Here is a 14,726-nt window from a genome sequence, read left to right on the forward strand (position 1 = left end):
GTAGGAACTCAGGACGCCTTCTGTGCCTTCTCCGCCTTGGCCGCATCACGAGCCAGTGAACGGTCGCGCATCTCCTCGAACTTCGTTGCCTGCTTCTCGAGGTCCTCGAGAAAGGCTGCGAGCTCCTCGCGCTTGTTCTCGCCGGCGCCCGTGAAGTCCTCTCGCTCGAACACACGCCACTTACGTAGCACCGGCCACACGACCTCTTCGAGGTGCTGACGCAGGTCGTAGATACCGTGCTTGGCCATCAACACACCGTTACGCCGGAAGTTCGGCATACCTGCACCCGGCATCTGGAAGTTCGTCACGATGTCCGACACCGCGTTCAGAGTCTGGTCCGGTGCGATGTCCATCGCGGCACCACAGATGTTGCGGTAGAAGATCATGTGCAGGTTCTCGTCGGCCGCGATGCGCTGAAGCATGCGGTCGGCGATCGGGTCGTCGCACACCTTGCCGGTGTTGCGGTGCGACACACGCGTCGCGAGCTCCTGGAACGTCACGTAGGACACCGAATGCAGCAACCCCGTGTGCGAACCGGCGGGAGACGCGAACCCGTTGGTCATGTGAATCATGCGAGCCTCTTCGAGCGCCACAGGATCGACCCCGCGGCTGACCACCAGGTAATCGCGCATCACGATGCCGTGACGGTTTTCCTCGGCGGTCCACCGGCCCACCCAGGTACCCCAGGCGCCGTCCTGCGAGAAGTTCTCGGCGATCTCGCGGTGGTACGACGGCAGATTGTCCTCGGTGAGCAAGTTGGTGACCATCGCGGCCTGTGCCACGTCCGACAGCCTGCTCTGCTCCGGGTCGTAGTCGACGCCGCCCAACTCGGCGAAATTGCGGCCCTCGTCCCACGGCACGTAGTCGTGGGGATGCCACTCCTTCGCCATCGACAGATGCCGGTTCACGTTGTCTTCCGCAACCGGAACCAGCTCCTGCAGCAGCTCCAGCTGTGTCAGTTCCCTGACCATGGACATGCCTCCTCGAATCGAATACCTACGAGAGCGTAGGTGTGCTCGACCGGTCGAAATGCAAGGTGCCGGAAATTCTGTTAGATGTAGCAACCCTGCCCGCGAGGACTTTGGGCAGGCTCACACCGTTCGGTCAGACCATTCGGTCACACTGTGGGCGCGGCAACCAGAGGAACGACGGCTTCGCTCGTGTACGCCAGGAACGTCAGCGTCTCCTGGAAGTACAGTTCCACGCTCGACGCATCGTGCGACGAGTAGCCGATCGACAGGTCCTGCCCGATGTGCAACTCGTAGTCACCACCACGAGTGGTCAACAGGAACGCACCGTCGATCGCCGGTGCCCAGATGATTTCTCCGTCCAGCAACCGGCGCAGGTGCTCGCGGATCGGATAGCCGTGATCCGACGTCTCGTTGATGGCGGTGAACGCTTCGGCGCTCAGCAGCAACGAGTACGGCCCGTTGACGCCCGCCAAACGCAACGCCGTGATGGCCTGGCTGATGGTCTCCGGGTAGTCCCGCGGATCCGACGGAAGCTTCAACTCCGGATTGGACGCACTGTCTCGTAGACCCGTGATGCCCGCTGCCGCATAGCCTTCGAACACCGCACGGTCCTCGGCGAAAGCAATCTGGGTGGCCGCATCCTTCACCGGCTGCCAGTCGCTGTCGCTCGCTCCCCGTTCGACGTCGTCGATCGCCTGCCTGCTCACCGTGAACGGAACGCGCAGTTCCACCACCGGTTGCGCCACCCTCGCGTGTGCGACGACTCCGTCGGCGATCGGCTCGATAGGCCGCTGATGACCTGTGCCGACGGCCGCAAGTGTCAACCCGGCCGGACCTTTCACATCGACGACGCGACGGCCTGCGACGTTGCGCTTGAACGTCCGCGTCGCCTCTTCTTCGATCTCGGCCCACGCCGCCGACGAGATCGGAGCAAGTTCACGATGCAAATTACTCATTGGACCGACACTCCCTTGTTGGACAGATGTTTCAGACTTCCGATTCCCAGCGAACCGTCCGACACCCCAGGCGATGACTGTGCATCCTGCACGGTGGGTACTTCCGGTGGATCCTCCAGGAAATCCACAGTGGGAACGTAGAACGACGTGCCCGTGACAGCCGTCGAGAAGTCGAGGATCCGGTCGTGGTTGCCCTCCGGCTTACCGAGGAACATGTTGCGGAGCATTTCCTCGGTCACGGCAGGCGACGCCGAATACCCGATGAAATAGGTCCCGAATTCCTTCGCCCCCGGGCTACCGAACGGCATGTTGTTGCGCAGAATCTGGAGCTGCACACCGTTCTCGTCCTCGATGACATTGAGCGCCGTGTGCGAATTCGACGGCTTCACATCGTCGTCCATCTCGATGTCGGTCAACTTCGTTCGCCCGATGACCTTCTCCTGATCCTCGGTCGTCAACGAATTCCACGACGCCATGTCGTGCAGATACTTCTGCACGATCACGTAACTGCCACCGGCGAACCCCGGATCTTCATCACCGACGGTGACCGCCACCGCCGCGTCGTCACCCGTCGGGTTCTCCGTGCCGTCGACGAAGCCCATCAGATCGCGCATCTCGAAGAACTTGAACCCCTGCACCTCGTCGACCACCGTCACCGACTCACCCAGCGCACCCATGATCTGCGTAGCCATCTCGAACACCAGATCCATCTGCTGAGCGCGCAAGTGGAACAACACATCTCCCGGCGTCGACGGTGCACTGTGCGTCGCACCGGCCAACGGCACGAACGGATGCAGTTCCGCAGGCCGCGGGCTGCCGTACAACCGATCCCATGCGTCGGAGCCGATCCCGACCACACACGTCAGCTTCCCCTCGGGAACCCGGAAGCCGACCGACCGCTGCAGACCCTGAATCCCGGACAGCACATCCCGAACCGCATCCTCGCCACCGTCGTCGATGGTGACCACAAGAAAAATCGCCGCCGAAGTCAGCGGAGAAAGCACCGGTTGCGAAGTCACGGGAGCAAGTTTTGCACAACCCTCACACCGCGTCATTGCCGATTCCCCGACCCCGATCTACCTGCTACCCCCACCGACTACTGCCATCCGTCATTCCGCAGGCTCCACTCCCAGCCCCATCCGTCATTCCGCAGGCTCCACTCCCAGCCGCCCCCGGGTCATTCCGCAGGCTCCACTCCCAGCCTGAGTGGGAGGATTCGACCCATCGCCCCCATCTCCGAACCCAACCCCTGGGGATCGGCCACGCTGGCGAGGCCGACGTCGAGACTGCCCGACCACTCCCGCGCCACCTGAGCGTCGAGCGCACTCAGCCGCGCGAGCAGCGGCGGGTGTTGATCCGGCGGGCATGCGGCCCTCAGGGTTTCGAACAACGACCGGAGTCGACGCTGCACCTGGGTCGAGCCGCGGCTGAAGTGTCGGATCTCGTCGGTGGCGACCGTGACGTAATCACCCCATGTCCGACGCGTTCCTCGGACGCGGGTGAGCGCGGAATCCTCGGCTTCTGCATGCACTCGCGGCGCGAGTGTCATCAGCAGGTCCTCCAGGTGATCCATTGCCTGCACTGCACGTCCCGGGTCGTTGATGGCCGGGGACAGGGCTTTCAACGCGATGTCGACGATGGCCTGCAGGGCGGCAGCAGGGCTGACCGTCGGGCTGTGCGTGTCACCGAAGACGAGGGCCGCCATCAGCTTGTGCGGCCGAACCCGTAGTTGCGGTCCTTCGACGCGGAACAGAACGGCATCCTGTGCCACGAATTCGCCGATGGTCGGCATCAGTTGCACGGTCACACCCCAGGATGATGCCATGCGTTGTATGCCTGCCAGATTCACCGCCAGCAGCACTCGTCCGTCCGGTGAGAGTTGCGTCAACCTCACCGTCGAGGTCGACTCGGGCAAGGACGTTCGGTCGTCCGGATCGGCCACCACTGCACTGTCCGCCATGGCCGTCGGGGCGGATTCCTTGACTGCCGGATACATTCGGACGATCGAGGTTCTGCCCTGCGCCGCGAGCCAGCGAAGCAACCGGGACGAGTTCAGGATCATCCCGACCCGGGACACGAGTCCGATGAACAGGAACGCGCTGACGAACGACAGCAGAATCGCGATCGACGTCGACAGTACCGGCGACGACGACTGACCGGACAGCGCGATATCCGAGGCGATGACGATGGCGAACACGAAGGTGGACAGGAACATTCCGATGGACCATCGCATGATGGCTTCCTGCGCAAGCATCGGAACCACGCGGACCGAGATCTGCGACGCGCCGAACTGCATCGCCAGGGTGATGGCCGTGAACACCAGACCGGTGAGGGTGATCATCCCGCCCGCGATCACTGCCAGCAGTGTTGCCGTGGCACCGATGTCGAGACTCGACTCGACCGTGACGGTCCCGTCGCTGCCTGCGAGCTCCGCGTCGACGACGACGAGAACGATGGCAAGAATCAAGAAGAACAGCACCAACAGCGTCGGAAGTCGCCACACCGGAGGGCGACGCAGGCGTCGGCGGGTACTGCGCCATCGGATCGTCGACAACACCCGGTTCGGCAGTGAGGGTTTGGACGCCTGCAGCGGGTCCGCGACAGGGAATTCCTGCACCGGGGCGATGTTCACCGGGACTCCGAAGCGACCGGACAGCGCCTCCTGCACAACGATCTTCGCGTGGATCATCGGCTCACGGAATCGCTTCTCACGCGACCACGCCCTGGCTTGTTTGCTCGGCTTGTCGGCGTACCGCCACCTGGCCCAGGGAGAACCCGGCCTCCCGAGCCTCGACGCACCGACGATCAACAACGGCACGAAGAACAAGCCGACGAGACCCGTCCACAGTTTGCCCTTGAGCAGCGTGACGGCGGCGAGCGCCAACTGGAACGCAAGTCCGCCGAGCACGAGAGCGAGCGTGACCAACGAACGATCCTGCTGGTAGGCGTCGAAGTCGCCGGCGAAACCGATCGGGTGCACCCCCAGCAAGTACAGGCCGGTGATGGCGATCGCAACGAAAACTGCGTCGATCGACGCTCGACCTTCCTCCGCCCAGTACACATCCCGCAGATGCAGGATCAGTGCGAACTCGTCGAGCATCAACGCGCTACCGACGCCGAAGACGCTCGCGAGGATGCAATTGGCGACCGGGGTGTGATAGTTCGCGATCGCGACCAGCGAGAACCCCGAGATCAGCACCATGATCAGTCCGAACATCACGTGGTGGATGTGCATCCCACCCGGGGTGACGTTGCCCGGCCACCAGGAGACCTCGGCACGGATCATGCGAACGCTGAATCGGATGAACAGAAAGGCAAGCAGAAACGACACGAGCAGGAAGAACAGCGGTAATCGCCCGTTGTCGACGATCGTCTCGGTGAACCAGCCGCTCATGGCCAGCCAGCCTATAACCGGGCAGGTGAACTACGTGGTGAGAGCTAGAAAACCCACCCGCGGAGGGCGAGAAAGCGGAGTGCGCCGGTGGCTGCGCTCACGGCGATGACCGCGATTATCTGAACCAGTGCGGACGAGCCGGGGAAGAGGACGTGGACCGCGGCGAGCGCGGCAGTACCGAGTGCCAGTCCGACGAGGGCGAGGCCGCCTGCTTCCCACTGAGTCTGGAACCAGCCGACACGTTCCGCGGCATGGAAGGTGTGGCGCCGATGTAGCTCGTTGGCCAAGACGGTGCTGGATGCTATTCCGACGATGTTGGCGACGAACGATCCGAACGACGCAAGGCCGACGAACAGCGCGGCGTACAGAATATTGCTGGAGGCGCCGACGAAGACGAATCTGACGAACTGCGCGGTCGCCGACTCGCCCAGGAACCTGGCCTTGAGTCGCGGACCGCAGGTATCGACCCGGGTTCGCGCGTCGACCCTGCTACTCATGAATCCATACAACCGCAGACCTGTGACATTCGGTCCCCGACTATGGCCTATGTCACTGAAAGACAGGGCCTGATTACTTGGATCGAGCGTTCTTCTCCGCCTTGGCGCGCTTGCCACGCGTGAGATCGAAGTTGAACAGATCAGGCTTCACGGACGCCAGGAACAGCATCGCGCACCCGAAAACAACCAAGACGATCGTCAGAACGACCACGACGATTCCGATGAACGCGCCGATACTTTCCATAACTGCCTACCTCCCGTGTCGCCCCTTACCGTACTGGGCAGCCGAAGTGCGGGTCGAATCCACCCCGAATCGGACATGTGCGGCCGACGCCCCGCGGCGCTCTCACGCTCCGCCACCCAGCTCGGCGGCCCGCGCGATGGCCCGTCGAATCCGGAAGTACGTGCCGCACCGGCACACGTTCTCGATGCGGTCGATGTCCTCGTCGGTCGGCTCGGGAGTACGACGGAGCAACGCGACAGCGGCCATGATCTGCCCCGGCTGGCAGTAGCCGCACTGGGCCACGTCCTCGTCCAGCCATGCCTGCTGAACCGGATGCAGGCGGTCGCCGTCGGCCAGACCCTCGATGGTCGTGACCTCGCGGCCCTCGGCCTCGGACAGCGGAGTGACACACGGCAGGATCTCTTCGCCGTCGAGGTGACTCGTGCAGGCGTGGCACACCCCGATGCCGCACCCGTACTTCGGCCCCCTGATGCCCAGCTTGTCCCGCAGCGCCCACAGCAACGCAAGATCGCCCGGGGCATCGACGGACACCGGTCGACCGTTCACCACGAAATCCGTCATGAGCGAGAGTCCGTCATGAGTGAAAGTCCTTCATACGCGTGCACCTTCCGTGGCAGCGGTTGTCATCGGGGGAACGGTTCGAAGTCGACGGCGAAGCGTAGGGGAAACGACGTGATCTCCCTCCCCGTCGCCTTCTCGTAGGCATTCGCGACGGCCCCGACGGCGGGAGGCACGCCCAATTCGCCAGCTCCGCCCGGCCCGCCCCCACTGTCGACGACGACCACCTCGACGTCGAGTGGCGAGTCTCGCTGCCTGGCGTAATGGAACTGCGAGAAACTGCCCTCCACCGGAAGCCCGGCATCGATGTGCAGGCCCGCGGACAGTGTCGTCGAGATGGCGTCGGTGAGGCCACCGAGCATCTGAGCCTTCAGCCCGAGCGGGTTGATCACCGTACCCACGTCGACAGCGATCACCGCGCGACGGACACGTGGCCGCTCCGGATCCACGGCATCGATCTCGACCACGACCGCCGCGCACGACCGGTACTCGGCATGGAACCCGACTCCGCGGGCCACTCCTGCCGGTAGCGGGTCGCCCCACCCGCTCGAGGACGCGGCGGCGTCGAGCACCGCTCGGTGGCGTGGATCCTCGAGGTGTACGCGACGGAACTCGACGGGGTCGATGCCGAGTCGCGCCGCGACACGGTCGACGACGATTTCCGCGGCGCCTCGACTGGTGGCGGAGAACACCGACCGCCAACTGCCGGTGTTCATCGGCAGGTCCACTTCACGCAGGGACTCCTGCACACCGCCGAATCGGTAGGGGGTGACCACGGTTCGCGCGTACACCGACCGTCCCGATCCCCCGCTTCCGGCAGTCAACGCCTCACCGAACCCGTGCGAGAAGTCCGTTGCAACAGAAGCGATTCGATGATCGAACGACGACACCGTCCGGCCGTCGGTGCGGACGGCGAACCTGTGGTGGGACGCGGCACGGGCCCGGCCGTGACGCATGTCGTCGACCCTCGTCCACATCAACCGAACCGGTCTACCCATGGCCTTCGAGATTCGAGCGGCCTCCAACGGCGCGTCGAAGAACAGTCTGCGACCGAACGATCCACCCCCGGCAACCACGTGCACGGTCACACTCGGCACAGGCAGGCCGAGCGCGCGGGCGATGGTCTGCTTCGCGATGATCGGCGTCTGCATCGAGCCCCAGACCTCGGCGGAATCCGAACGCACATCGGCTACCGCAGAATTGGTTTCCATCGGCGCGTGCGACACGAACGCGAAATCGAAACGGGCTTCGAGATCACCTGCCGTGTCGAACGGTTCGACGGCCCCGTGCAGCCGAGCTCGGATGGACTCGTCGTTCTCGTCGTCGACGGTGCCTGCCGTCCACGTGACCTGCGCCGCCGCAGCGGCGTCGATTGCCTGGCCGAAGGTCTCGGCCATGATCGCAACACCCGTCGGGATCACGGCGACGTCGACCACACCGGGAAGGCCTCGCAGGCCGGCTTCGTCGACCCCGTCCACGCGGGCACCGATCGTCGGGGGACGCTTGACGACCACCGGGAGTGCGCCCGGCACGTCGAGGTCGAGAGCGTACTCGTGTGTACCCGTCACCATGGCGCGTGCGTCGAGCCTGCCTGTCCCGGCGAGACTCTTCTGCTGCTTGGGCGGACCGGAGACGACACGCAGCAACGGGTCGGCGGCGGCCACGGCAACGGACCCGATCCCCATCGACCTACCGTCCCGAGCGGTGAGAACACCCTCGCGTAGCGAGATCGCGTCGGGAAGCACCGTCCACGTCACCGCGGCCGCCGCGATCAGACGTGCCCGCACACCTGCTGCCGCGTGACGCACCGGCCAGTACATCGAGCGGATCGAGTTGGAACTGCCGGTCATCTGGCCGAACAGCAGTTCGGGCCGCGCATCGGCAAGGGACGCGCGCACGGCCGAAACGGGAACGTCGAGCTCGTCGGCGACGAGCATCGCCAGCGACGTCGTCAGACCCTGCCCCACCTCGGCGCGAGGAATGACGAGACCGACGGTGCCGTCTGCGCGTACGTCCAGAACGACCAGCAGATGCTCCGTCGGCTTGCCCGCCGCGATGAAGACGTCACCCAGATCCATGCTGTCACCGAGACCCGTCGCATCCTGGGCCGAGGCGGACGGTGACACCGCAACGGTGAGCGTCGGAGCGATGAGCAGAGTCGTCAGAAACGCTCGCCTACTCCACACCGACTCCCCCTTCTCGTCACGCATGCCTGAAGCGTCACGCCGAAACGCGTGTCGCCGCTTTGAGTTCCGCAGTCATGTCGCGGGAGCTGGGAAGCGAGGCCGGGTCGACCCACTGTGCGCTGTCCCACAGCCCTGAACGCTGGAAGGCCTTGGGGCAGTGCGCGAATATCTCGTCGACCTCGACGACCACACCGAGCTTGGGCCGCGCCTCCTCACCCTCGAGCAAGTCGAGGATCTCGGGAGCAACCGTCAGCGTCGCGCGGCCGTTGACCCGGAGTGTGTGCGATGCGCCCGGCACCACGAACAACATTCCGACGTGCGGATTGGCGAGGACGTTGCGGAAGTTGTCGACTCGGCGGTTGCCCGGCCGATCCCCGATCACGAACGTCCGGTCGTCGAGATGCAGCAGAGCGCCGCGCGCATCTCCCCGCGGACTGACGTCGCAGTTGCCGTCGGCATCCGACGTCGCGAACAGAAGGAAGCGGGCGTCGTCGAGGAACGCTCGGACACCGGGGGTGACCACGTGGCCCACCTTCGTTCGCACGAGTTCCGAGGGCTCGCCGACGAGGGCCTCGAGATCCGGAACCGACGCGATGGTGGCTGCGAACGCAGCGTCTCGAAGTGCCGACATGCAGTACAGGGTAGCGGGGGAATAGTTCGGCGCCATGGCCGTTACACTCGGCAGCAGTAGTTGACTAAGCAACTAAATCCAGCCGGCGGGAATCCAGCCGACTGCATCGTCGAGGAGCCCACCATGCCCGCTGTCACGGTCGACAACATCCTTGCTCTCCCCCGCATCCCCCTCCCCGACGCCACGGCGGTGGCCCGGCCGGTCAAGACCGTCACCACAGCCCCCACAGGGTTCGAGGGTGAAGGGTTCCCGGTTCGTCGGGCGTTCGCGGGTATCGACCTTTCTTCGCTCGATCCGTTCATTCACATGGACCAGATGGGCGAGGTGAATTACGCGCCCGGTGAGCCGAAGGGAACTCCGTGGCACCCGCACCGTGGTTTCGAGACGGTGACGTACATGATCGACGGGATCATGGAACACAAGGATTCCCACGGCGGCGGTGGAACCATCGGCGGCGGCGACACGCAGTGGATGACGGCCGGTGCGGGCATACTGCACATCGAAGCTCCGCCGGAGCACCTGGTGATGTCCGGTGGACTGTTCCACGGCGTGCAGTTGTGGGTGAACCTTCCGCGGGCGAACAAACTGGCGACGCCGCGGTACCAGGACATCACGGGCAACAAAGTCGCACTACTGTCCAGCAGTGACGGCGGTGCGCTGGTCCGCGTGATCGCCGGCGAAGTGGCCGGGCATCAGGGACCGGGATCGACGTACACCCCGATCGCACTGACGCACATCACGGTGGCACCGGGGGCAGCACTGTCCCTGCCGTGGAACCCGGAGTTCAACGCGCTGGCCTACGTGTTGGCCGGTTCGGGCACCGTCGGCGGGGGCGGATCCGTCGGGAGTGCATCCATTGGGAGTGCATCGGCAGGCAGGCCGATCCGCATGGGCCAGACCGCGCTGTTCGGTAGGGGCGACGTCATCGATCTTGCCGCCGATTCGCGTGGAGAGTCGATGGAGATCTTCGTGCTCGGCGGCAAGCCGATCCGGGAGCCCGTCGCAATGGCAGGCCCGTTCGTCATGAACACCAAGTCCGAGGTCGTGCAAGCCTTCGAGGACTACCAGGCCGGGCGACTGGGCGCACCGACCGAGTAACGATCGTCAGGTGCGTGCGGGCGGCGCGAGTCGCCGTACCGCGCGCATCGGGATGTCCAGCCACGTGGGCCGGTTACGCGCTTCGTACACCGCTTCGTAGGCCGCTTTGTCCAACTCGTAGGCGCCCAGCAGCGCCTCGGTGGCACGCGGATCCTCGCCGGTCACCGAGGCGTATCCCTCGCAGAACGCGGCGGAATTCTGCTCCACCCACCGCGTCGCAACCGTCTCGTCCAACCCAGCACCGTCCGATCCAGCACCGTCCGGTCCAGCACCGTCCGGTCCAGCACCGTCCACGAGCAGATGGTGTGCCGCGTAGTCGAAGGACCGCAGCATCCCCGCGACGTCCCGTAGCGGACTGTCCGGCCGGCGCCGCTCCTCCAGTGACTTGGACGGTTCCCCCTCGAAGTCGATCAGCAGCCATGTCAGCGGTGTCCGCAGTACCTGACCGAGATGAAGGTCGCCGTGGATGCGGTGCACCGTCGTCTCGCCCGAGCGAGCGCGAGCGATCAGTTCACGGGCCGCGGGCAGGCACTCGGCCAACTCCGGCACCACCAGCGCCGCCGCCTCGACCCGCTCGGTGATCTCCTGCACCAGCTCGGACGCCGGACGCCTCGACGTTCCCAGCTCCGTCGCCAGATCCGCGTGCACGCGCGCGACGGCCTTCCCCAGTTCGAACGACTCGACCGCGAACGCGTCGGTTGCACCCCCGGCGATCAGATCCGTGACGGACGCGAGGGCCGCCGTCCACCCCTCGGCCGAGTCGACGACGAAATCCTGCGCCATCCCCAGCATCGAGAGATCGCCGACCTCCTCCGTCTGAATCCACCCACGCAGCGGCGCGACGTTGTCGCAGCCGGCTTCCGCCAGCGCTCGATGCAGCTCGATATCGGGGTTCACGCCCGGTGAAATGCGACGAAAAAGCTTGAGCAGCAGCTCTTCGCCGAGCACAACCGACGTATTGGACTGTTCTGCACCCAGCACTCGACCGACCAGCCCGGAATCCACCGAATCCTCGGCAAGCGTCTCGAAATCGATGCGCCCGAACGACGCCGACTCCGCGAGTGCGTCACCGTACAACGAGATGATCGCCGGATCCCTCATCCCGTCGTACACGACGACGTCGTAACCGGGAAGCGGAAGTTGCCATGCAGCCACCTCGTCGGGGGCGCTGCTGCGAAACCCCAACGGAACCTGATACCGCTGCACCTGTGGATTCTGCGCGAGTGGTGCGTCGAGTCCGATGTCCACCAGCAGATGCTCGGCCGTGACGTCGGGACGGGCGCCGATGCGTACGCGTTCGACGATGTCGAGGGAAACCACCGGTGTGCCCTTCGCGGCGAACCAACGCTGCTGCGGAATCCAGGTGAGCAGTGCCGCCTCGAGGTCCACCGTGGTCACGCCCGTCGACTCGATCATGGAAAGTGTGCCGCCTTCGCTCGGTATGCCCGAAGTTCGATGTGTCCCGAACCCTATCGGCCCTTACCCGGCGTCGCATTCGCTCACACATCAGCGCCTTTCGTCGCGCGAAAGTTATGCGAGTGCAGTTCCGAGGTTCGAGTGCGCTCCGTAGAGTGGTCTCATGTCCGCTCCACGACGTAGTCCGCACCAACCTTCGATCCCGCACATCGACATCCATCGCGCCGGTGATCGCTTGAAAACCCGTGTGGCATGGCTGGACTCGAAACATTCGTTCTCCTTCGGCCAGCACTACGACCCGGACAACACCCACCACGGCCTCCTGCTCGTCAACAACGACGACATCGTTTCTCCCGGGCAAGGATTCGACAGCCACCCACACAAGGACATGGAGATCGTGACCTGGGTGACAAAAGGGTCACTGGTTCACCAGGATTCGATCGGGCACTCCGGCGTCATCTATCCCGGTCTCGCACAACGAATGAGTGCAGGCCGCGGCATCATGCACTCCGAGAAGAACGATTCCTGGCGGATCAGCGGTGAGACGCACCAGGAACCGGTCAGATTCGTCCAGATGTGGGTTGTTCCGGACACCCCCGGTCTCGATCCCGGTTACGAGCAGCTCGAAGTGGACGACGAACTGTTACGCGGCGGGTTGGTACCCGTGGCATCCGGAATGAAGAAGCACGACGGCCACGCCGCGATCAGAATCAATCAGAAGGCAGCAGCGCTGCACGTCGCACGCCTGCAGCCCGAGCGGCCCATCACGCTTCCCGAAGCCCCGTTCCTCCACGTCTTCGTCGCACAGGGCACCGTGCAGGTCGAGGGAGTCGGGGAACTGTACGAAGGTGACGCAGTGCGCATGAGCGATTCCGGTGGGCAGCGCATCCAATCGTACGAACACGCGGAAGTCCTGGTCTGGGAAATGCATTCTCGCCTCGGCTTCTGACACGCTGCCCCGACCGACAAGCACGCAACGCCAAGCACGCAACGACAACGGGGGGACCCCACATGACCTATCCGCCACCTGGACACCAGCCACCCGGCGATCAGCCACCCGGTGACTACCCGCCACCGCCCGGCAATTACCCACCACCGGCGAGCGGATATCCACCACCGCCCGGCAACTACCCGTCAGGTGAAAATCAGCCCGGCGGCTACCAGTCGGGTGGCTACCAGGGGGGTAGCTACCAGGCAGGCGGCTACCAGGCAGGTGGCTACCAGCAGCCCGGGCAGTACCCGCCGTCGGCACCGAAGAACACCCTGGGCACGGTGGCGCTCGTCGCGGCGATCGTCGGTGTGCTGACGTTCTGGTCGGTCGTCGGCGGAATCGTCCTCGGCCTGCTCGCGGTGGCGTTGGGATTCGTGGCGAGATCGCGGGTGAAGAAGGGTGACGCGACCAACGGGACGGTGTCGCTGGTCGCCATCATTCTGGGCTTCGTCGCCGCAGCGCTGTCCGTGGCGCTGATCGCCTTCGGTGTCAGCTGGTTCAACAACGTCGGTGGGCAGGACTTCATCGACTGCATGAACGACGCGGGCAACAGCCAGTCCGCACAGGACCAGTGCAGCGACAGGTTCCAGCAGAACATCGAGGACCGCTACCGCTAGCGAGTCTCTCCGTACGTCGGCACCCCTGCCGGGGTGCTCACGTGCGGAGGGAGCCGACTTCCACGACCTGGTTTCCGCCCCGGTGCTTCGCCTCGTACATGGCGACGTCAGCGCGGCGCATCAGGCCCGTGACCGTGCGAATCGGCTCGGATTCGGTGGGCTGAACATGCGCCAGGCCGACGCTGACCGTCAGGGGACATGCATCCTGCGGTGAATGCAGTCGATTGCGCAACCACTCGGCGATGGATCTGGCCTGATCCAGACCCACCTTGGCGACGACCGCGAATTCCTCGCCGCCGGTGCGTGCGACCAGCAGGTCGTCGACTCGCAACCGCCGAGCGATGAGCTGCAACGCCACGTCGCCGGCCTGGTGGCCGAATCGGTCGTTGATCGACTTGAACCGGTCGACGTCGAGGACCATCACGGACACGTCGGGGGCATCGTCGAGGAACTGCGCGACCTTCTCGTCGAGCCCGCGCCGATTGTGCAGACCGGTGAGTGGGTCGGTTCTGGCGCCGTCGGCGTCGAGCCGGAGGCTCAGCAGCACCGACTGCAGAAAGACCGGCGCGGCGAACATCACCGGCAGCAGCACCACCAGCTGAGATACGGCCAGACCGTGATCGAAGTGCGGGGTCGTCATGATCAGCACGAACATCAGCGCGACGGTGAACGCCGACCAACCCAGGTGCATCAACAGTACCCGCGGGCTGTGATAGATCTGCACGTAGACACCGGTGGCGGCCAGCAAAGCACAGCCGGGGAACGACATCTGAATCGAACCGTAGGACAGCAACGCGACCGTGGTGCCGATGTCGGCGTAGACCACGAACATCAGCGACCGGCGCTCGGGCGGCCACGGCCCGCGGATCCAGAGAAGCCCTGCCGCGAACGACGAGACTGTTCCGCCGATGATCACAGCGTTCGCCACGGTCGAGGTGGGAGGAACCGCAGTGAGGTACGTCGTGATCGCGGCGAGTCCGAAGCAGAAACAGCTCAACCCGACGCCTACCCGGTACGCCGTGAGCGCACCGTGCCCGTCGAAGTAGTGCACCATCCAGCCGTAGCTGTAGGACTGATGCCACCATCTGCGCAGAAACGTCACCCGTACGTCTCCTTTGCGCCCGACTATGGAACCAACCCTGCGGTCCGGTTGTGAGAAATGCTAAC

At 64.7% G+C, this 14,726-nt stretch carries 14 protein-coding genes; 3 read left to right on the forward strand and 11 right to left on the reverse strand.

The window, feature by feature from the left end; translation table 11 throughout:
* Positions 1-8: 8 nt before the first annotated feature.
* The 9 genes from CH293_RS08540 to CH293_RS08575 all read right to left on the reverse strand — a co-directional run bounded on the left by CH293_RS08540 (position 9) and on the right by CH293_RS08575 (position 9,437).
* A complete protein-coding gene (locus tag CH293_RS08540) occupies positions 9-971 on the reverse strand; it encodes an acyl-ACP desaturase (RefSeq protein ID WP_037109363.1) in 963 nt (320 codons plus the stop codon).
* A 146-nt stretch (positions 972-1,117) separates the two neighbouring features.
* Positions 1,118-1,927 carry a family 1 encapsulin nanocompartment shell protein gene (locus tag CH293_RS08545; protein ID WP_037109366.1) on the reverse strand — a complete coding sequence of 270 codons (810 nt, stop codon included), beginning with the start codon at positions 1,925-1,927 and terminating at the stop codon, positions 1,118-1,120.
* Positions 1,924-2,982 carry a Dyp-type peroxidase gene (locus CH293_RS08550; RefSeq protein WP_094719959.1) on the reverse strand — a complete coding sequence of 353 codons (1,059 nt, stop codon included), beginning with the start codon at positions 2,980-2,982 and terminating at the stop codon, positions 1,924-1,926. The genes CH293_RS08545 and CH293_RS08550 overlap by 4 nt, the downstream gene beginning before the upstream one ends.
* Positions 2,983-3,104: 122 nt before the next feature.
* Positions 3,105-5,321, reverse strand: a complete 2,217-nt coding sequence (locus CH293_RS08555) for a DUF2254 domain-containing protein (RefSeq protein ID WP_094719960.1) — start codon at positions 5,319-5,321, stop codon at positions 3,105-3,107.
* Positions 5,322-5,365: 44 nt separating this feature from the next.
* A complete protein-coding gene (locus CH293_RS08560; RefSeq protein WP_037109372.1) occupies positions 5,366-5,818 on the reverse strand; it encodes a GtrA family protein in 453 nt (150 codons plus the stop codon).
* Positions 5,819-5,891: 73 nt separating this feature from the next.
* Entirely contained in the window at positions 5,892-6,062 is a 171-nt protein-coding gene (locus CH293_RS28160; protein ID WP_170945190.1) for a hypothetical protein, read from the reverse strand.
* A 102-nt stretch (positions 6,063-6,164) separates the two neighbouring features.
* Positions 6,165-6,623, reverse strand: a complete 459-nt coding sequence (locus CH293_RS08565) for a (2Fe-2S)-binding protein (RefSeq protein ID WP_037109374.1) — start codon at positions 6,621-6,623, stop codon at positions 6,165-6,167.
* 62 nt (positions 6,624-6,685) lie between these two features.
* Positions 6,686-8,830 carry a xanthine dehydrogenase family protein molybdopterin-binding subunit gene (locus CH293_RS08570; RefSeq protein WP_094719961.1) on the reverse strand — a complete coding sequence of 715 codons (2,145 nt, stop codon included), beginning with the start codon at positions 8,828-8,830 and terminating at the stop codon, positions 6,686-6,688.
* A 10-nt stretch (positions 8,831-8,840) separates the two neighbouring features.
* Entirely contained in the window at positions 8,841-9,437 is a 597-nt protein-coding gene (locus CH293_RS08575) for an MSMEG_1061 family FMN-dependent PPOX-type flavoprotein (protein WP_094719962.1), read from the reverse strand.
* Between the two features lie 123 nt (positions 9,438-9,560).
* On the opposite strand from CH293_RS08575, the gene CH293_RS08580 reads away from it, so the two are divergent.
* Positions 9,561-10,535: a pirin family protein gene (locus tag CH293_RS08580; protein WP_094719963.1), complete on the forward strand. Its 975-nt coding sequence runs from the start codon at positions 9,561-9,563 to the stop codon at positions 10,533-10,535.
* A 6-nt stretch (positions 10,536-10,541) separates the two neighbouring features.
* Here the strand turns inward: CH293_RS08580 and CH293_RS08585 are convergent, their stop codons facing one another.
* The gene (locus CH293_RS08585) at positions 10,542-11,951 is read right to left on the reverse strand and encodes a hypothetical protein (protein WP_094719964.1); all 1,410 of its coding nucleotides are present in this window, start codon (positions 11,949-11,951) and stop codon (positions 10,542-10,544) included.
* A gap of 163 nt (positions 11,952-12,114) precedes the next feature.
* Here CH293_RS08585 and CH293_RS08590 point away from each other — a divergent pair, with 163 nt between their 5' ends.
* The gene (locus tag CH293_RS08590) at positions 12,115-12,900 is read left to right on the forward strand and encodes a pirin-like bicupin family protein (RefSeq protein WP_037109380.1); all 786 of its coding nucleotides are present in this window, start codon (positions 12,115-12,117) and stop codon (positions 12,898-12,900) included.
* Between the two features lie 62 nt (positions 12,901-12,962).
* Positions 12,963-13,559: a DUF4190 domain-containing protein gene (locus CH293_RS28515; protein WP_241483741.1), complete on the forward strand. Its 597-nt coding sequence runs from the start codon at positions 12,963-12,965 to the stop codon at positions 13,557-13,559.
* 37 nt (positions 13,560-13,596) lie between these two features.
* On the opposite strand, the gene CH293_RS08600 is transcribed toward CH293_RS28515, so the two are convergent.
* Entirely contained in the window at positions 13,597-14,661 is a 1,065-nt protein-coding gene (locus CH293_RS08600; RefSeq protein WP_241483743.1) for a GGDEF domain-containing protein, read from the reverse strand.
* Between the last annotated feature and the right edge of the window lie 65 nt (positions 14,662-14,726).

Source organism: Rhodococcus sp. 14-2470-1b, assembly GCF_002259415.1.
Taxonomy (GTDB): domain Bacteria; phylum Actinomycetota; class Actinomycetes; order Mycobacteriales; family Mycobacteriaceae; genus Rhodococcoides.